At 69.1% G+C, this 17,478-nt stretch carries 11 protein-coding genes; 6 read left to right on the top strand and 5 right to left on the bottom strand.

The genetic code is table 11. The features are described 5' to 3' along the window. The 3 genes from purQ to AB5L97_RS02545 are packed head-to-tail and all read left to right on the top strand — an operon-like array spanning window position 1 to window position 5,687. Window positions 1–786, top strand: coding sequence for a phosphoribosylformylglycinamidine synthase subunit PurQ (purQ, locus tag AB5L97_RS02555; RefSeq protein WP_369046331.1), 786 nt, complete (start codon window positions 1–3; stop codon window positions 784–786). Continuing rightward, complete coding sequence (purL, locus tag AB5L97_RS02550; protein WP_423246819.1) at window positions 783–3,131, top strand: phosphoribosylformylglycinamidine synthase subunit PurL; 2,349 nt, start codon at window positions 783–785, stop codon at window positions 3,129–3,131. The genes purQ and purL overlap by 4 nt, the downstream gene beginning before the upstream one ends. A 36-nt stretch (window positions 3,132–3,167) precedes the next feature. Beyond that, window positions 3,168–5,687 (top strand): HAD-IC family P-type ATPase, encoded by a 2,520-nt coding sequence (locus AB5L97_RS02545; RefSeq protein ID WP_369046330.1) that lies wholly within the window; start codon window positions 3,168–3,170, stop codon window positions 5,685–5,687. Between the two features lie 10 nt (window positions 5,688–5,697). On the opposite strand, the gene AB5L97_RS02540 is transcribed toward AB5L97_RS02545, so the two are convergent. Then, on the bottom strand, window positions 5,698–8,592 hold the full coding sequence (locus AB5L97_RS02540; RefSeq protein ID WP_369046329.1) for an ATP-binding protein: 2,895 nt from the start codon (window positions 8,590–8,592) through the stop codon (window positions 5,698–5,700). A 304-nt stretch (window positions 8,593–8,896) separates the two neighbouring features. On the opposite strand from AB5L97_RS02540, the gene AB5L97_RS02535 reads away from it, so the two are divergent. After that, a complete protein-coding gene (locus tag AB5L97_RS02535) occupies window positions 8,897–9,073 on the top strand; it encodes a hypothetical protein (RefSeq protein WP_369046328.1) in 177 nt (58 codons plus the stop codon). Between the two features lie 66 nt (window positions 9,074–9,139). Here the strand turns inward: AB5L97_RS02535 and AB5L97_RS02530 are convergent, their stop codons facing one another. Next, window positions 9,140–10,165 (bottom strand): zinc-dependent alcohol dehydrogenase family protein, encoded by a 1,026-nt coding sequence (locus AB5L97_RS02530; protein WP_369046327.1) that lies wholly within the window; start codon window positions 10,163–10,165, stop codon window positions 9,140–9,142. Between the two features lie 75 nt (window positions 10,166–10,240). Then, complete coding sequence (locus AB5L97_RS02525) at window positions 10,241–10,633, bottom strand: VOC family protein (protein WP_369046326.1); 393 nt, start codon at window positions 10,631–10,633, stop codon at window positions 10,241–10,243. A gap of 240 nt (window positions 10,634–10,873) precedes the next feature. Between AB5L97_RS02525 and AB5L97_RS02520 the strand changes: the two genes are divergently transcribed. Continuing rightward, the gene (locus AB5L97_RS02520; protein ID WP_369046325.1) at window positions 10,874–11,926 is read left to right on the top strand and encodes an iron ABC transporter substrate-binding protein; all 1,053 of its coding nucleotides are present in this window, start codon (window positions 10,874–10,876) and stop codon (window positions 11,924–11,926) included. Window positions 11,927–11,947: 21 nt separating this feature from the next. Here the strand turns inward: AB5L97_RS02520 and AB5L97_RS02515 are convergent, their stop codons facing one another. After that, window positions 11,948–12,676 (bottom strand): GNAT family N-acetyltransferase, encoded by a 729-nt coding sequence (locus AB5L97_RS02515; RefSeq protein ID WP_369046324.1) that lies wholly within the window; start codon window positions 12,674–12,676, stop codon window positions 11,948–11,950. A 222-nt stretch (window positions 12,677–12,898) separates the two neighbouring features. Between AB5L97_RS02515 and AB5L97_RS02510 the strand changes: the two genes are divergently transcribed. Then, window positions 12,899–14,146, top strand: a complete 1,248-nt coding sequence (locus AB5L97_RS02510) for an AbrB family transcriptional regulator (RefSeq protein WP_369046323.1) — start codon at window positions 12,899–12,901, stop codon at window positions 14,144–14,146. Between the two features lie 132 nt (window positions 14,147–14,278). On the opposite strand, the gene AB5L97_RS02505 is transcribed toward AB5L97_RS02510, so the two are convergent. Beyond that, the gene (locus AB5L97_RS02505) at window positions 14,279–17,410 is read right to left on the bottom strand and encodes an alpha-amylase family glycosyl hydrolase (protein WP_369046322.1); all 3,132 of its coding nucleotides are present in this window, start codon (window positions 17,408–17,410) and stop codon (window positions 14,279–14,281) included. Window positions 17,411–17,478: the final 68 nt, after the last annotated feature.

Here is a 17,478-nt window from a genome sequence, read left to right as displayed (position 1 = left end):
ATGAGCGAGGTCCCCCTCATCGCAGACCTGAGCGCCCGGGAGTCCGCGCCGCTCTCCGGCGCTGCTCTTTCCGGTGCCCGGATTGGCGTCGTGACGTTCCCCGGCACCCTCGACGACCGCGATGCCGCTCGCGCGGTCCGCCTCGCGGGCGCCACCGCCGTGCGCCTGTGGCACGCGGACACGAGCTTGGGCGATGTCGACGCCGTCGTGCTCCCGGGCGGGTTCTCCTACGGCGACTACCTGCGCGCGGGCGCGATCGCGCGGTTCGCCCCGCTCATGGGCAAAATCGTCGATGCAGCGAACTCGGACGCGAAGCTTCCCGTGCTGGGCATCTGCAATGGCTTCCAGATCCTCACCGAGTCACACCTGCTCCCCGGCTCGATGATCAAGAACGACCACCTCAAGTTCATCTGCCGCGACCAGACCCTGCGCGTCGAGAACAACGCGACGGCGTGGACCAGCGAGTACGAGGTCGGCCAGGAGATCACGATCGTCCTGAAGAATCAGGACGGGCAGTACGTCGCGGACAAGAAGACCCTCGACGAGCTCGAGGGCGAGGGCCGCGTGGTGTTCCGCTACGTGGGCTGGAACCCAAATGGGTCGCGCCGTAACATCGCGGGCATCACGAACGCCGCAGGCAACGTCGTCGGCCTCATGCCGCACCCCGAGCACGCCGTCGAGCCCGGCTTCGGTCCGCTGGACCCAGATTCCTCCGACTATTCGACCGACGGGCTCGGATTCTTCACGTCCGTCCTGACCACGCTGGTTGCTGGAGGTACCAAGTGAGCGCAGGGAACGAGACCAATACCGTGGCAACCGACGCAGCGGCATCCCGCAAGTTCAACATCGACACGGTCGAGCACGCGGCCGCAACCCCCGAGACCGATCTCCCCTGGGCCGAGCTCGGCCTCAAGGAGAACGAATTCAACGAGGTCGTCAAGCTCCTGGGCCGCCGCCCCACCGCGGCCGAGCTCGCGATGTACTCGGTCATGTGGAGCGAGCACTGCTCCTACAAGTCCTCCAAGGTGCACCTGCGCCAGTTCGGCGAGAAGCTCACCGACGAGATGAAGAAGGACATGATGGTGGGCATCGGCGAGAACGCCGGCGTCACCAATCTGGGCGATGGCTGGGCCGTGACCTTCAAGGTCGAGTCGCACAACCACCCCTCCTTCGTGGAGCCGCATCAGGGTGCGGCGACGGGCATCGGCGGGATCGTGCGCGACATCATCTCGATGGGCGCGCGCCCCGTGGCAGTCATGGACCCGCTGCGCTTCGGCGCGATCGACCACCCCGACACCCCGCGCCTCGTGCACGGCATCGTCTCGGGTATCGGGAGCTATGGCAACTCCCTCGGCCTGCCGAACATCGGCGGTGAAGTGGTCTTCGACTCGGTCTACCAGGCCAACCCCCTCGTGAACGCCCTCGCCGTCGGCGTGCTGCGCCACGAGGACCTCCGCCTCGCCAACGCCTCCGGCGAGGGCAACAAGGTCGTCCTGTTCGGGGCCCGCACGGGCGGCGACGGGATCGGCGGCGCGTCCGTCCTCGCGTCCGAGTCCTTCGACGACAGCAAGCCGAGCAAGCGCCCCGCTGTCCAGGTCGGAGACCCGTTCGCCGAGAAGGTGCTCATCGAGTGCTGCCTCGAGCTGTTCAAGCACTCGCTCGTCGAGGGCATCCAGGACCTCGGGGCGGCCGGCATCTCGTGCGCCACGAGCGAGCTCGCGAGCAACGGCGACGGCGGCATGCGGGTCGAGCTCACGAACGTGCTGCTCCGCGACCCCACCCTGACCCCGGGTGAGATCCTCATGTCCGAGTCGCAGGAGCGCATGATGGCGGTCGTGACCCCGGAGAACGTCGAGGCGTTCGAGAAGGTCATGGACAAGTGGGCCGTCGAGTACTCGTGGCTCGGCGAGGTCACCGAGGACGGGCGCCTCGTCATTACGTGGGACGGCGAGACCATCGTCGACGTCGACCCGCGGACGGTGGCCCATGAAGGCCCGGTCTACCATCGCCCGTTCAACCGCCCCGAGTGGCTCGACGGCATCCAGGCGGACACCTTCCGCGCTTCGGAGGCCGGCAAGGACCTCCCCTCGACGGGTGAGGCCCTCAAGGCCGCAGTCCTGGAGCTCATGGCGAGCCCCAACATGTGCGACAAGTCGTGGGTCACCAACCAATACGACCGCTACGTGGGCGGGAACACGGCCCTCGCGACCCCCGACGACGCCGGCGTGGTCCGCGTCGACGAGGAGACCGGCCTCGGGATCGCCATCTCGACGGATGCGAACGGCCGCTACGCCTACCTCGATCCGTACACGGGCGCCCAGCTCGCCCTTGCCGAGTCCTACCGCAACGTCGCCACCTCCGGCGCCGTGCCGATGGCCGTCACCGACTGCCTCAACTTCGGCTCCCCCGAGGACCCCGAGGTCATGTGGCAGTTCGCCGAGGCCGTGCGCGGCCTTGCGGACGCATGCCAGGTGCTCGGCGTCCCGGTCACCGGCGGCAACGTCTCGCTGTACAACCAGACGGGCTCGACGCCGATCCACCCCACCCCGGTGGTCGGTGTCCTCGGCAAGTTCGACGACGTGGCTCGCCGCACGCCGTCGGGCTGGCAGAGGAACGCGGACGGGCAGGCGATCTACCTGCTCGGAGTGACCCGCGACGAGCTGGACGGCTCCGAGTTCGCGAACCTGCGCGGCCAGCTGGGCGGCCTCCCGCCGAAGCTCGACCTCGAGGTGGAGAAGACGCTCGGCGCGATCCTCATCAACTCCTCGCGCGACGGCATGATCGACGCCGCGCACGACCTCTCGGAGGGCGGCCTCGCCGCGGCCCTGTCCGAGATGGTGCTGCGCTTCGGCGTGGGCGCGCGGGTGGCGCTGGACGACCTGTGCGAGCGGGACGGCGTGGACGCGTTCACGGCGCTCTTCTCCGAGTCGCAGGGCCGCGCCGTCGTGGCCGTCCCGCGCTCCGAGGAGGTCCGCTTCAACGACATGGCCACCGCACGGAACTACCCCGTGGTGCGCCTCGGAGTGGTCGATGTCCTCGCGACGAGCCTCGAGGTGCAGGGGCTGTTCGAGCTTCCCATCAACGATCTGCGCGAGGCCCACGAGGGAACGCTGCCGAAGTACTTCGGCTGAGCCCGGGCCGACGAGGCAACGGACAAGGCAACGACGATGGCCCCGACCGAGGATCAGCTGCGCGCTAGCGCGGCGACCGGGTCGGGGCCGCCGTCGGCCGGCGGGTCATGGGGCGCGGGAACCGGCGGTCCGCCGTCGCGCAGCGCTCCAGAGTCTGGCGGCCTCGATGACGCAGCGGTAGAGGTCCGCAGGGCCGCCGGCCTCGTCAATACTCAGGAACAGCGCACGTCGCGGACCGTGTGGCAGATCGCCACGACCCACCTGTTCACGATCTTCAACCTGATCCTCGGCCTCTCCGGGCTCACGCTCGTGCTCCTCGGGCGCTGGCTGGATCTCATGTTCCTCGCCGCGGCGATCGGGAACACCGTGCTCGGCTTCGCCCAGGAGCTCCAGTCCAAGCGCAGGCTCGACAGGCTCGCGGTGCTCAAGAGGGACCCCGTGCGGGTGGTGCGCTCGGGCGCGGCGGTCGAGGTGCCCCCGCACGAGGTGGTCATGGACGACGTCGTGCTCGTGCGCCGCGGCGACCAGGTTCCGGTGGACGGGACAGTGCTGCGCGCCGATGACCTCGACGTGGACGAGTCCCTGCTCACGGGCGAGTCGGAGCCGGTTCCGAAGCAGCCGGGCGAGACCGTCCTCTCCGGATCCTCCGTGGTCTCGGGCAGCGGCAGCTTCCGCGCCACGGCCCTCGGCAATGGCTCCCACGCCGCCCGGCTCACGGCCCAGGCGAAGCGGTTCACTCCGGTCTCGTCGGAGCTCCGTGCGGCCCTGAACCGGGTGGTCCGCTGGATCACCATTGCCCTCGGGCCGATGATCGCGATCGTGCTCAACGGCCAGATGCAGGCCGCGGGCGGCTGGTCCGCGGCCCTCGCGTCAGGGGCCTGGCGAGACGCGGTCGTGGCCGCGATCGCGTCGGTGACCATCATGATCCCCCAGGGACTGGCCCTCCTGACGACCGTCTCGTTCGCCGTCGCGACCGTCCGGCTGGCGAAGGGCGAGGTCCTCATCGAGGAGCTCGCGGCCGTGGAGGTGCTGGCCCGCGTGGATGTCGTGTGCTTCGACAAGACGGGAACGCTCACCGAGGGCGGGATCCATTTCGAATCCGCCGTCCCGCTCGCCGCGAATGCCGAGGATGCCCTGGCGGTTGCGGGCTGGGAGCGGGTGCTTGCCTGGATCGGCACGGACGAGGAGGCGAACCCCACTGCGGCGGCCCTCGCCGAGGCGTTCACCGAGCGCCCGGACCGCGAGCCGAGCGGGACGGTCGCGTTCTCCTCGGGCCGCCGGTGGAGCGCGGTCGCCTTCGAAGGTGGGACGGCCGACGGCGCGTGGCTGCTCGGTGCCCCGGAGGCCCTCCTCGGCGACGCGCCCAGGACCAGTGCTCCCTCGGACCAGCTCCGGACGCAGGCCCGCAAGCTCTGCGCGGAAGCGTCCGACAGCGGGCTCCGCGCGATCGTGCTGTGTCGGGCCGGGTGGCTCCCCCGCGACGGCGAGCTGGCCGCCGAGGTGCGGCCCGCCGTCGTCCTCACCTTCCGCGAGCGGCTGCGGCCCGACGCGGCCGCGACGCTCGCCTACTTCCGCGAGCAGGGTGTGGCTCTCAAGGTCCTCTCCGGCGACAGCCCGCGGACCGTCGCGTCGGCTGCCCGCGCCGCGGGAATGGGTGCCGGAGGGGACAGCGCCGAGCCCGTGGACGCGAGGACGCTCCCGGAGGATCCCACGGAGCTGGCCGCCGCCGTCGAGCGCCACAGCGTGTTCGGGCGGGTCGGGCCGCAGCAGAAGAAGGCGATGGTCGAGGCACTCCAGTCACGCGGACACGTCGTGGCGATGACCGGCGACGGGGTCAACGACGCCCTGGCCCTCAAGGCCGCCGACCTCGGGATCGCCATGGGCAATGCCGCGCCCGCCACGAAGGCCGTCGCGCGGCTCGTGCTCGTCGACGGTCGCTTCTCCAGACTGCCCGCCGTGGTCGCGGAGGGACGCCGGGTCATCGCGAACATCGAGCGGGTCTCGCAGCTGTTCCTGACCAAGACGATCTACGCGTTCCTCCTCGGCGTCGGATTCGGGGCCATGACGTGGGCGTTCCCGTTCCTTCCTCGGCAGCTCTCGACCGCCGATTTCCTCATGATCGGCTTCCCTGCTGCCGTCCTCGCGCTCGTGCCCAATACGCGGCGCTACGTGCCGGGGTTCCTGCGCCGGGCCGTGCTCACGGCGCTGCCGTCGGGGTTGGCGATGGCCGCGGCGATCCTCGGCGTGTACGCCTACGGGCGCTGGGGCACGGACGCGTCGCAGGAACAGATCGAAGCTGCGGCGTTCCTCACGCTCACGGCCTCGGGACTATGGGTCCTCGCTATCGCGGCGCGCCCGCTCACGCGGTGGCGCGTGCTCCTCGTCGGCTCGATGTACGCGGGGATGGCCGCGGTGCTGCTCGTCCCTGTCTCGCTTGCATACCACCAGCTCACGGCGCCAGCGCCGGCGCTCACGGTCGCAGCGCTCGCCTTCGCCGCTGGGGCGTGCGTGCTCATCGAGACCGCGCACCAGGTGCTGAGGCGCCGCCTCAGGTGAGCCCCGCCCCTCAGTTCCCCACCCTGCGGGCGGCCAGTCTGGCCAGATCGACGCGGTTTGCGGCACCCGTCTTTCGCAGGAGGTGCGAGATGTGGGTACTGACAGTCTTCTCACTGATCACTAGCTCGCGTGCGATTTCCCCGTAGGTCCTGCCAGCCACCACGAGCTCGAGGATGGTGCGCTCCCGCGCGGTGAGTCCTGCCAGACGCGGCGTTCCAGAGTCGTCGTGGGCAACTGATTGGATCGGGATGTGCGCGTGCACCGCGAGTATCTCGAGCGCGTTGCAGACCGGCCGCGCCTGAAGGTCCCGCGCGAGGGCCAGTCCGCGGCGGAGCAGCTGGGCGCCGCGCGCCGTGCCGCCGCGACCGTAGAGGAGGAAGGACTCTGCTCCCCGCTGGCAGGCGTAGGCCTCCTCCCAGAGCAGCGACGCGCGTGCGCAGGCATCGGCTGTGTGAGCCCACTGGGCGCCGTTGTCGTGCTCGGATCGAGCCCGGCCCAGCTCGGCGGCATACCAACACTCGAAGGCGTCGATGACGGTTCGGAAATGCGCGGTGATGAAGCCCGGATCGTGGAGGACCTGCGGGAAGCGGTGCTGCAGTCGATCCACCTCGCGCAGAAGATCCTCGGTTCTCCTCCCACGGTCCTTCGCCTCCTGAACCCAGTCCGCGAGCGCGCGGGCGGCGAGGGGGACGAGCCACTCGCGCCCCATGGGGATTGCTCCGTCCTTCGTGGCCGCCGTCATCGCTGTGGCGTAAGAGTCCTTCGGGCGGCCCGCTGCGGCATAGACCTCCGCGCTCACCGCGGCGAAGGGATGGCCCGCGTACTCTGCGTGGCCCGGGACGAGGACCTCATAGTTGCGCACGAGTGCGAGTGCGTCTTCAGTCCTGCCCTGAAGAGCGGCGAGGCGCGCGCGCTGCACGAGGCCGGTGGCCTCGCCCATAGGACCCGGGTCGAGGCTGGCCACCGTCCGGAGTGCTTCCGAGGCCTTGCGCCAGTCCCCCACGGCGAGGTAGCACGCGGCCTCGTCCGCAGCGATCCGCGATGCGTAGGCATGCGGAGCGTCGAGCTCGGCGAGCTCTTCCCGGCCCCACCGCAGGATGTCCCCTAGGCCCCGGCTGATGTATGTGACCTCTCGCGCGTTGGCGAGCCACACCAGCCCGGACCAGAAGGCGAGAAAGTCGCCGGCCTCTCGGGCTTCCGTGAGCGAAACCTCGGCGAAACCGACGGCATCGTCGCGGTGACCCGCCATATGTGCTGCCGCCGCAGCGGCCGACAGCGCGAAGGACAGGGCACAGCGGTCCCCAGAACGGCGGGCCGCTCTCAACGCCTCCTCGGCGAGCGACGACGCATCTGGGCTGCCCTCCCAGCTGGCCGCGTGCGCGAGATCGGCCGCCGCGCGGGCGTACTGCCAGCTGTCCGGGTACTGCTCGGCGAGGCGGACTGCCTTCAGGGAGCCGTTGATGGAGAAGTGCGCTCTGCCGACCCACCAGGTGACCTGCTCTTGCCGCATCGTGAGTTCCGCGGCGGCAAGGGGTTCCCGTGCGGCGTCCACCTCCCTGAGGAGCATCTCGACGGCTTCGAGCTCAGCAGGGAAGTCTCCGGCGAGGTACGCCGCCTCTCGGACTCTGTTCCACAGATCCCGCCGGTCCTCGAGTGCGGCGGGCAGGCGGTCGCGGAGGGCGACAGCCCTCTGCAGCATCCGGAGCCTCTCGGCCGCCGTGATCGACGGCGCATCCGGATCCGCAGCCTTCAGCGCCCACTGGTAGGCCTCCGGTCGGTGACCGGCGTGGTAGTGATGGTCGGCCAGTGCCAGGGCGAGGTCTCCGGCGGGAGCCATCACCAGCGCGGCCTGCTGCTCATAAGCCGAGGAGAAGGCGGCGTGCCAGCCGCGCCGTTCATCCTCCGACATCCCCTGCTCAAGCAACTCGGCGATGAGCGGGTGGTGGAACCAATACATCCCGTCAGCCGACAACTCGAGGATTCCAGCGTCTGCTGCCAGATGGAGCAGCCCTGCAACGGCAGGTGGATCGATCGCGGGTGCCGCGGCGGCCCGTAGCAACTCCGCACCGACACTCCGCCCGCCAATCGCCATGATCTGGGTCAGGAGCCGGCCCTTCGGCGGGAGCGCGCGCCATGACCGGAGCACCGCCGAGCGCAGGTCTCCGGGAAAGCCCGCCGGGAGGTGCTTGGCATCGGCTGTCAGGCCCTCCGTCAGGAGGCGCGTGAAGTAGGGGTTGCCGGCCGAGCGCGCGTAGACCTCGGTGACGAGCGACTGCATGGGCGGGCCGTCCAGCAGGTGCGCGAGCTGCGCCTCGGTCTCGGGCCGATCGAGGGGACCGAGGGGTACAGTCGCCACATTGGGAAGGCGTCGGGTGACCGCGAGCCACTGGTTAAGCGGGTGAGACTCCTCGAGCTCACGCATCCGGATGGTTCCGAAAACGGCCAGCCGACGCTCGTCAGGTCCGCCCATGAGGTACAGGAGCACATCAAGCGTGCCCGGATCTGCCCAGTGGAGGTCATCGATCGCAAGGACGACGGGCTGACGCTCGCTGATCTCGGATATCCAGTCATCGATGAGTCGCGGAACATCTGAGCGCGACACGCCATCGAGCAAGGGCACCGGCCCGAAGTCTGCCCCCGCGTGCCGTAGGGCCGAACGCAGGCCGAGGTAGGGTACCTCGGCCGCTGCCATCGGCAGCGCAGCACCCTGGAGGATCAGGGCGCGGGAATCGGCTGCATCGCACGCCGCAGCCACGAGGGCCGTCTTGCCGATACCTGCATCGCCGGTGACAAGGACGGTCCCCGTCCGGCCCGAGCAGCCGGCGTTGATGGCCTCGGCCAGAGCCGCCAGTTCATCGGTGCGTCCGACGAGCGCCGGGGCGCCCGCCAGCCTCCTTCCCGCCATGAATCAAGAGTGCCACTCTCGCGTCGCGGAGTGCAGATCTCAGGGTGCGCGGGTCCTCATCTCAGGGTGTTGGCCCGATGTGCATGACCTCCGCCAAGGACGATTCTGATTCGGCAACCACAACCACAGAAGGTGAGTTTCGATGTCTGCACAGCATGCGTCACCTCTGCTGAATGCCGCAGAGCCCCGGGGCGCCACCAGAATGACACGAGGGGCCCCGCGCACGGTCTTCGCCGTCGCCGGAGTGCTCCTGTTTGGAACTTCGTCAGCTGCCGCAGCCGTCTCCGACACGGGGCAAGGCACGGTGAGCCCTGTCACCGTCGTGGACGGGACCTCCCTCATCGCGTCCAGCTCAGCCGCCAACGCCGATTTCCACGGCGTTGCCCTGTCCGCTGTTCAGTACAGCGCACCCGCGAACGTCCCCGCCTGGCAGCAGCGCGGATACCGGGCACCCGCTCGGGGAGTGCCCGGCATCTGCTGATGGGGGGCCTGCCGCTCAACGTGGAGACGATATGTCGCCCTGATGCGCCGGCGCGTATGCCGGCCTTTACACAGCGGCGCTTCCTGATGTGACCTCGAGGACGGCCGCGCCGGTGATCCTGTCCGCGGCGAGATCCGCGAGCGCCCGGTCGGCGTCCTCGAACGCGTAGGGCACCGTCGTGGCGCGGATCGGGATCTCGGCGGTCAGGCGGAAGAACTCCTCGCCGTCGGAGCGCGTGTTGGCGGTGACGCTGCGCAGCTGCCGCTCCTCGAACAGGTGCTCCTGGTAGTTCAGTGCCGGGATGTCGCTCAGATGGATGCCTGCGACGGCGAGGGTTCCGCCGCGATCGAGGGCGCGGAGCGCGGGCGGAACGAGCGTGCCGACGGGCGCGAAGAGGATGGCCGAGTCGAGTTTCTCGGGCGGCTCCTCATCCGCGCCGCCAGCCCACGCGGCGCCGAGCTCGAGCGCGAGTTCCCTGGCCTCGGGCGCCCGGGTCATGACGTACACCGTGGCTCCGCGGTGCATCGCGAGCTGCGCGGTGAGGTGCGCGCTGCCGCCGAACCCGTAGATGCCCAGCCTGCCGCCGTCGGGCATCGCGGCGCGCTGCAGCGCCCGGTAGCCGATGATCCCGGAGCACAGCAGCGGAGCGGCCTCGCGGTCGCTGAACGCGTCCGGGATCCGGTACGCGAAGTCCTCGCGCACGACGGCGAGCTCCGCGTACCCGCCGTCGTCGTCCCACCCCGTGAACCGAGGTGCTTCGCAGAGGTTCTCGCGGCCCGAGAGGCAGAAGCGGCACGTGCCGCACGTGCTGCGCAGCCACGCGATCCCGACGCGCTGGCCTGGCTCGAACCGATGGGCTTCGGGGCCGAGGGCCTCCACGCGGCCCACGGCCTCGTGCCCGGGGATGACGCCATGCCGCTTCGGGGCGAGGTCTCCTTCGGCGAGATGCAGGTCCGTGCGGCAGACGCCGCAGACGGAGACCCGCACGAGGATCTCCCCCGGCCCGGGCACGGGGTCGGGCCTCTCGCCGAAGGCCAGCGGGCCGGGGCTCCCGCCCGCCGGGCCCGGGACGTCCACCCACCATGCGCGCATGGCGCTATTCTCACCTGCCCGGCTGGGCAGGGACAGGGTCCGCAGCCGCAAGTTTGGCGGACCCCTTCGGGCGGCTCAGTCCACGTGGGCGGCCCTGAGATCAGGAGGCGTTGCGCCCTGGATGACCCAACGGTTGCCATCCGGGTCAGCGAAGTGGGCGAACTGAACCCCGCCCATATCCTGGATCTCGCTGATGTCCGCACCACGCTCGAGGAGCTGGGTGCGGACTGTGCCCAGATCGGGCGCTACGAGCTGCAGCCCCTCGAGACTTCCGGGTCTCATGCTCGTCATCCCCGTTCCAATGACGATCGAGGCAGCGGAGCCCGGGGGCGTCAGCTGGACCACACGCATTCCGGGGATGTGCTCGACGTCGTGGTCAAGGGCGAAACCCAGCGTCTCTACGTAGAACGACTTCGACCTATCGACATCAGCCACGGGCACCTGCACGACTTCAAGACGCATCTCCATGGCCCACACGGTACAGGGCGAACTCATGATGATCATCTCTCCCGACAACAGGCTTCGCGTGGTAACCACTGATGCCCCTCGACTCCTCTCCCGTCCGGCGCGAGTCGTCATATTCGGGAACATAAATGTGCGCTAATTTCACAAGGACCGGATCCAGAGGTTATCTTTCCAGTGCAAGGCAAGGCTTGCCTAAGCCACGCTGTGCCGCCCTATACGTCCGTTCCCGAGAGGCCCATGCCCATGCCCATGTCCAAGCTGACGACTGTGAAGCTCGTCGCCGCCGTAACAGCCGCGACAGCGCTGGCCGCCTGCTCAGGCCCCGCGGCCACGTCCTCTACCGCGTCCTCGGGCGGCGGAGACGCCGGCACCACGATCACGGTGTACAACGCCCAGCACGAGCAGCTGACCGCGGCCTGGGCGGACGCCTTCACGAAGGAGACCGGGATCAAGGTCCTCCTGCGCAACGGCGACGACCTCGAGATGGGCAACCAGATCATCGAGGAGGGCAAGGCGTCCCCCGCGGATGTCTTCCTGACCGAGAACTCCCCGGCCATGGACCAGGTCGAGAACGCGCACCTGCTCGCCAAGCTCGATCAGGGAACCCTCGACCAGGTCCCCGCGCGATACCGCCCTGCCGCAGGCGACTGGACGGGCATCGCTGCCCGCTCCACGGTGCTGGCCTACAACAAGACGAAGCTCAGCGAGGCCCAGATCCCGGCCTCGCTGATGGACCTGAGTGGCCCGGCGTGGAAGGATCGCATCGGCGCATCCACCGGAGGGGCCGACTTCCAGGCCATCGTCAGCGCCATGGACCAGCTCAAGGGCCCCGACGCGACCCTGGCCTGGCTCAAGGGCATCAAGGACAACGCCCGCAGCTTCCAGGACGACACCCCGGTGCTCGCCGCGGTGAACAAGGGCGACATCGAGGCCGGGATCCTCTACCACTACTACTCGTTCGTGGACCAGGCCCAGACCGGGGAGAACAGCAACAACGTCGCCCTGCACTACTTCCGCAACCAGGACCCCGGCGCGTTTGTGAGCGTCTCCGGCGGCGCGGTCCTTGCGTCGAGCAAGCACCAGGAGCAGGCCCAGAAGTTCATCGCCTTCATCACCTCCAAGGCCGGCCAGCAGGTCCTGGCGGACGGGAAGTCCTTCGAGTACACCGTGGGATCCAACGTCCCGTCCAACCCCAAGCTCGTGCCACTCACCGACCTCCAGTCCCCCGCCATCGACCCCGGCACGCTCAACAGCCCCGAAGTCGAGGACCTCATGACCCGCGCCGGGCTCCTCTGAGGCACACCGCTGCGGTGGGCCTCAGGACATCCGAGGCCCACCGCCGTCGCCGTCGTCGTCGCCGCCGTCAAGGCGGGCTGGGTGCCCGCCCCGTTCCTCTGGGATCCCGAGCGCGGCGGCGGCCGCCTCGTGCCCCTCGACCCTGAGCTCCCACGGCGGGCGCTGGAATCGCTCTTGGGCGAGGCGGAACCGCACCTCGCGCTCGACGACGCCGAGGGAGGTCTCCAGCCGCGCCTCGCCGTTGGGCTCGTATCCGAGACTCCTGCTCACCCCGATCGATGGGGCATTCCACTCGAACGTGCTCGTCATGGCCACCTCCGCGCCGAGGGAGTCGAAGCACCACAGGAGCACCGCGGCCCGCATCTCCTTCCCCAGCCCTCGGCCCTGGTCACTGCGGCGCAGCCACGAGCCGGTCGTCACCGTCCGGAGCGCGGCGAAGTTCTTCGCCGCGACGTCCTGGGAGCCAAGGAACTCCCCCGCCGACGACCAGACACCGAACATCACGGTCCATGACTCGGGACGCGACTTGATGCGGTTCTCCCAGATCCAGCGCGCCGCGGTCGGCCCCAGCTCGGGTGATTCCGCCCATGCTGTCGGGAAGGGGATGTGTCCGTTCACTCGCTCGTAGATGCCAGAGGCGGCCGCGTCGACGTAGTGGGGAATGTCCTCGTCGCGCAGGGGCCGCAGGACGAGCCGCGGGGTCTTGAGGTGGAGGCCGAACAGGGGCCAGAGGGTCTCCAGCAGCGCCATGGTCCCACGCTAGCAGCTGGCGCGCCCCGGGCATTGGGCCCGTCCGGCGCTGGGCACCTCCCGTCACTGCGCGATCGCAGGGTCAGTGGCCAACCTCACTACCCTCCCGTGAACCTTCACCCCGGCCAAGGCTCGAATTACTCCTCAATTTCCCCGTCGGTAACGTCCGGCCCGGAGGGTCGTGTGGGTCCGGAGCACGCGAAGTCGACGGAAGGTGACCCAATGTTCAGCCCAGGAGTGGATGTTCCCGCAGCGACATCACGTGGAGGAAGCTCAGAGCGCTGGCCGTTGGCCGGGCCATTTGGCCGACATAGTGTCGCGTCCGCCGTCCTGTGGCTGGGGTTGGGAGGAGTCGCCTACGCCCTCGGCGAGGCCGCTTCGCTGGTTGGCCTTCCCGCACCGCATCTGCTGATGGCGCTCCTGGTCGGTGCTGCTGCCGCCCTCACAGGGGCAGTGAAGCGGCAGCTGCCGAAGCCTGCGGCCACGGCCTCCCAGGCCGGAATCGGCGTTCTCATGGGCAGCTATGTCAGCCCGGCCGCCCTGCAGTCAGTTGGTGCCACGGCGTTGCCGATGATGGCAGTGACCGTCCTGACCATCGCCCTGTGCCTCGCGGCCGGAGCTCTTCTGGCCAGATGGGGCCGGACAGGCCTTGCCGAAGGCGCATTGAGCCTCGTTCCAGGCGGTTCTGCCGCCGTCGTGGCGGCTGCGGACGATCTCGGCGCCGACTCCCGCCTCGTCGCCTTCTCGCAATACTTCCGGGTCGCGCTCGTGGCGTTCACGGCACCCGTCGTCGCGACCGCGATGCATCCCGACACAGACGGGAGCACGAGGGCTGGGGGCACGCCGCTCTGGGACGACCCACATCAAATCCTTCACCTCTCACAGGGCGCGCATCAGCTCCCGGGACTTCTCATGCTGGGCGCCGTCTGCATCCTCGGGGTCAGGGCCGGCAAGCGCTTCTCGATGCCGGCCCCGGCGCTGCTCGGGCCGATGGTCATGACCGCGCTGTTCGTGTTCACGGGGACCGCGCAGGGCTTTGCGCCCGATGGCGTACTGCGCGGCCTCCTCTTCGTCCTGGTCGGCCTTGAAGTGGGCCTGAGGTTCACCTGGGCCTCCGTACGGAGCATCGGCAGGCTGTTTCCCCACGTGCTGCTCTGGACGGTGGCCGTCTGCCTCGCGTGCGGGGGGCTGGCCTGGGCGTTCTCGGCAGCGTTGGGCCTTCCGCTGGTCGACGCCTACCTCGCTACCACGCCCGGGGGCATCAACGCCGTACTGGCCACCGCCGCTTCCATGGACGCGAACCTCCCTGCCATTTCGACCGTCCAGAGCACCCGCCTTCTCATCGTGATGCTCGTGACCCCGCCGATCATCAGCTGGCTGGCCCGCAAGACCTCCGAGGTGCGGAAGCCTGCGCGTGCGGCAGGCAGCAACCGGCGCCTTCCGGTCGTGACGGAGTCCGCCGTCTCCTAGAATGCCGGGGCGGCGAAGCCGCCCCGGCAGGTTCCCCAGAGCGCGAGCAGGTTCGGTGCAAGGGGGATGAGCGCGGTTGAGGGCTGTCAGCGGGCTACCTCCGCTGACAGCCCCCGGGGTACCTCCCACCGCCTACTGAACGATCGTCACCAAGTGAGTCGTGTGGTCATACCGGAACGCTACGGGCCCGCCTGCGTGGTCGAAGCCGATGTTGGACCCGTTCAAGGCCCCGTTCATCCCGTAGTTCGTGTCCCAGGACCCGTTGAGCGCCACCTTGAACGAGTAGGACCCGGCCGGCAGTGAGGCAAGCCGAAGGATCCACCCCTGCGAGCGGGGATCCCACGTCGCGGACGTCGCAGCGCACGCCGGATCCCAGTCCCCCGCGCATCCGACGGGGTGCTGGTACGTGCCGGGGAAGTTGACCGAAGCGGGCTGCGTCACGGGCCAGCCGGCCGTGACGAGGTGGGTCGAGTCGTTGTAGCTGAACACGACCGTCCCGCCCGGGTGGTCGAGGCCGATGTTGGGGCCGTTGACCGCGCCCCCCACGCCGTAGTTCACGTCCCAGGACTTGTTGAGCGCCGCCTTGAACGAGTAGCTGCCAGCCGCCAGAGTGTACGTCCCGCGCCAGACTCCCAGCGCGGCGTCGAACGTCAGCTGCGCCTGCGTGCACGCGGGATCCCAGTTGCTCGCGCACCCCATCGCCGTGTTGAGCGTCCCCGGAACAGACACGGCGGAGGGCTGTGACGCGTGCTCTGAGACCGTGGTCAGATGCGTGTCCTGCCGATACGTGAACGTGAGCTTCCCGCCAGGATGGTTGAGCGTGATGTTTCCGCCGTTCGGCGCGCCGCCAGCCCCGTAGTTCTCCTTCCACGAGCCATTGAGCGCAGCCTTGATCTGGTAGGTCCCAGCCGGCAGGTCAACGGTGAGCCGCCACTCGGAGGCGATCGGGTCGTACTGTGCCATCGTCGCCTGGCACGCGGGGTCCCAGTCGCCGGTGCAGCCCGCGAGGTGCTGGTAATCGCCCGCGATGCTCACCGAGAGCGGCTGCGGCGCGGGGCCCTTCGGCGCGTCCGGGTCCACCGGGGTAGGCACGACGGCGGAGACGGTCGCCGAGGTCGCGGTGTGGCCGGTGTTGTCCAGCGAGACCGCACGGTACTCGAGCGGCGTGCCCGGTGTCATGCCCTTGGTCGCGTGGAACACCTGGTACGGGTAGGTGTCGTCGGTGCCGATGTTCTGCCACTGCCCGGCCGGTCCCTGCGCGCCCGGGGTCCGGGCCTGGAACGTGACCTCGTAGAAGGAGTCGTGCGGGAGGTCCGCGGTGACGTTGACGCGCGTGTTGTCCCCGCCCGTCGCCGCTGGCGTTCCGATCTGGGGCACGGGCGCCGCCGCGGAGTCCGGGATGCGCCCGTCGGACTCGTAGACCACGGCGGAGAACGGCGGCACGGTCACGTTCAGCGTCTTGTCCGCGGCCGTGTCGAGCCGGTCCGTTGCCCCCGCGCCGAACACCTTGGTGAACGGCCGCTGGGCAATGTACGTCGGCACGGCGGCCGTACGCGGAGCCGCAGTGTTGTTCAGCGCCACGACGTACTCGCGCTGCGCCGTCGCGTCGATGCGCGAGAACGCGTACACGCCCGCCGTCGTGTCGGCGTAGCGGTCCTGGTGCGCGCCCGAGCGCAGCGCGGGGTTGTCCTTGACCACCTTCGCGAGGTCGGCGATTGAGGTGTACAGCGGATGGGTGGTGACGTAGTTATCCGTGGCGTGGGTCGCCGTCGTGCCCAGAAGGCTGTCGGCCAGGTACTCGGGCGTCTTGGAGGCGAACATGTCCTGGCGGGCAAGCTGGTCACCGCCCGTGCCGGTGAAGCCCTGCTCGTCGCCGTAGTAGACGATCGGGTTGCCTCGCGAGAAGTACATGAGCTCGTTCGCGAGCCGGTCGCGCGCCACCTTCTCGGCGTCGGACGCCTTGGGGTTGTCGGTGTTGATGAAGGAGCCGATGCGGCCCATGTCGTGGTTCCCGAGGAACGTGGGCAGCTGGTACACGTTCGAGGTCGCCGTCGTGTACCAGTCGTCGCCCTGGAACAGCTTCTGGAGCGTCGTGGCGGGCGAGGATGCCGACGCGTACGAGCGCGCCGCCTGCTGGAACGGGAAGTCGAGGACCGCCTGGACGCCGTCGGACGTCGTGAACTTCGAGGTGAAGTCCCGCGAGGTGTCGTAGACCTCGCCGAACATGAAGAAGTCCTTCTTCCCCACCGAGTGCGCGTAGTCCAGGATCGCGGGCGAGAACTTCTGCCAGAACGCGTCGTTGACGTGCTTCATCGTGTCGATGCGGAAGCCGTCGATGCCGAAGTCGCCGATCCACTTCTTGTAGACGTCGATGAACCCGTTGAGGACCTTCGGGTTCTCGGTGAACAGGTCGTCGAGGCCCGAGAAGTCGCCATAGTTGGCGCTCTCGCCAGCGAAGGTCGAGTCTCCGCGGTTGTGGTACAGGCTCAGGTCGTTGAGCCATGCGGGGACCTTGGCATTCTCGTCGCCGGGCGAGACGTACGGGTGGTACGGGAACGACGTCGCGGGATCCATCGTGGGGAAGGTCGGCTGGTCGGCAACGGCGGCGTCGTCGAACGTCTTCCCCGACGCGTCCTTGTAGGGCGAGACGGTCTTGCTCACGTAGGGCATACGGTCGCCCTCGGTGTACTTGATGACGTCCGCGGTGTGGTTCGTGATGATGTCGAAGTAGACCTTCATGCCGCGCGCGTGCGCCTGGGTGATGAGGTCTCCGAGCTCGGCGTTGGTGCCGAGGTGCGGGTCGATCTGCGTGAAGTCCGTGATCCAGTAGCCGTGGTAGCCCGCGCTCTTGTCCTGCGGCTGGACGGCCTTGTTCTTGAAGCTCGGGGTGAGCCAGATCGCGCTCGTGCCCAGGCCCTGGATGTAGTCGAGCTTGCCCGTGAGGCCCTGGAGGTCGCCTCCGTGGTAGAAGCCCTTGTTGGTCGGATCGAAGCCCGAAACCATCGGGTCGGCTGCGAGCCCGCCCAGATCGTTCGCCCTCGTGCCATTCGCGAAGCGGTCCGTCATGACGAAGTAGTAATTCTCGGCGCCCGCGGCCGTGCGGAACGAGTGGGTGGCCCCAGTAGCCGGATCGGGCGGCGACGGCGGCGGGGCGGCGAGCGCCGTCGTCGCGCCTCCTGCGAGAAGCCCGGCAACGAGGACGACGGCGGCGGCTGCGGCGGCCCGTCCTCTCGCGTCGCGCGAAGGGATACGGCGATTCTTCATGGAAACCTCCTATGAAAACGTTTACACCGCGGGTAACTATGACACGAGTCACACTTGCGTGACAAGGG

Source organism: Sinomonas sp. P10A9 (genome assembly GCF_041022165.1).
GTDB lineage: Bacteria > Actinomycetota > Actinomycetes > Actinomycetales > Micrococcaceae > Sinomonas > Sinomonas puerhi.
The sequence above is the reverse complement of the archived record's forward strand: the minus strand, read 5'-3'. Positions and strand labels throughout refer to the sequence as shown.

What these genes read in the sequence shown, in the direction of transcription:
- purQ (WP_369046331.1), top strand. Translation starts at nt 1, where the DNA reads ATGAGCGAGGTCCCCCTCATCGCAGACCTGAGCGCCCGGGAGTCCGCG.
- AB5L97_RS02515 (WP_369046324.1), bottom strand. Translation starts at nt 12,676, where the DNA reads ATGGCGCTGCTGGAGACCCTCTGGCCCCTGTTCGGCCTCCACCTCAAG.
- AB5L97_RS02510 (WP_369046323.1), top strand. Translation starts at nt 12,899, where the DNA reads ATGTTCAGCCCAGGAGTGGATGTTCCCGCAGCGACATCACGTGGAGGA.
- AB5L97_RS02545 (WP_369046330.1), top strand. Translation starts at nt 3,168, where the DNA reads ATGGCCCCGACCGAGGATCAGCTGCGCGCTAGCGCGGCGACCGGGTCG.
- AB5L97_RS02540 (WP_369046329.1), bottom strand. Translation starts at nt 8,592, where the DNA reads ATGGCGGGAAGGAGGCTGGCGGGCGCCCCGGCGCTCGTCGGACGCACC.
- AB5L97_RS02505 (WP_369046322.1), bottom strand. Translation starts at nt 17,410, where the DNA reads ATGAAGAATCGCCGTATCCCTTCGCGCGACGCGAGAGGACGGGCCGCC.
- AB5L97_RS02530 (WP_369046327.1), bottom strand. Translation starts at nt 10,165, where the DNA reads ATGCGCGCATGGTGGGTGGACGTCCCGGGCCCGGCGGGCGGGAGCCCC.
- AB5L97_RS02525 (WP_369046326.1), bottom strand. Translation starts at nt 10,633, where the DNA reads ATGGAGATGCGTCTTGAAGTCGTGCAGGTGCCCGTGGCTGATGTCGAT.
- AB5L97_RS02520 (WP_369046325.1), top strand. Translation starts at nt 10,874, where the DNA reads ATGCCCATGTCCAAGCTGACGACTGTGAAGCTCGTCGCCGCCGTAACA.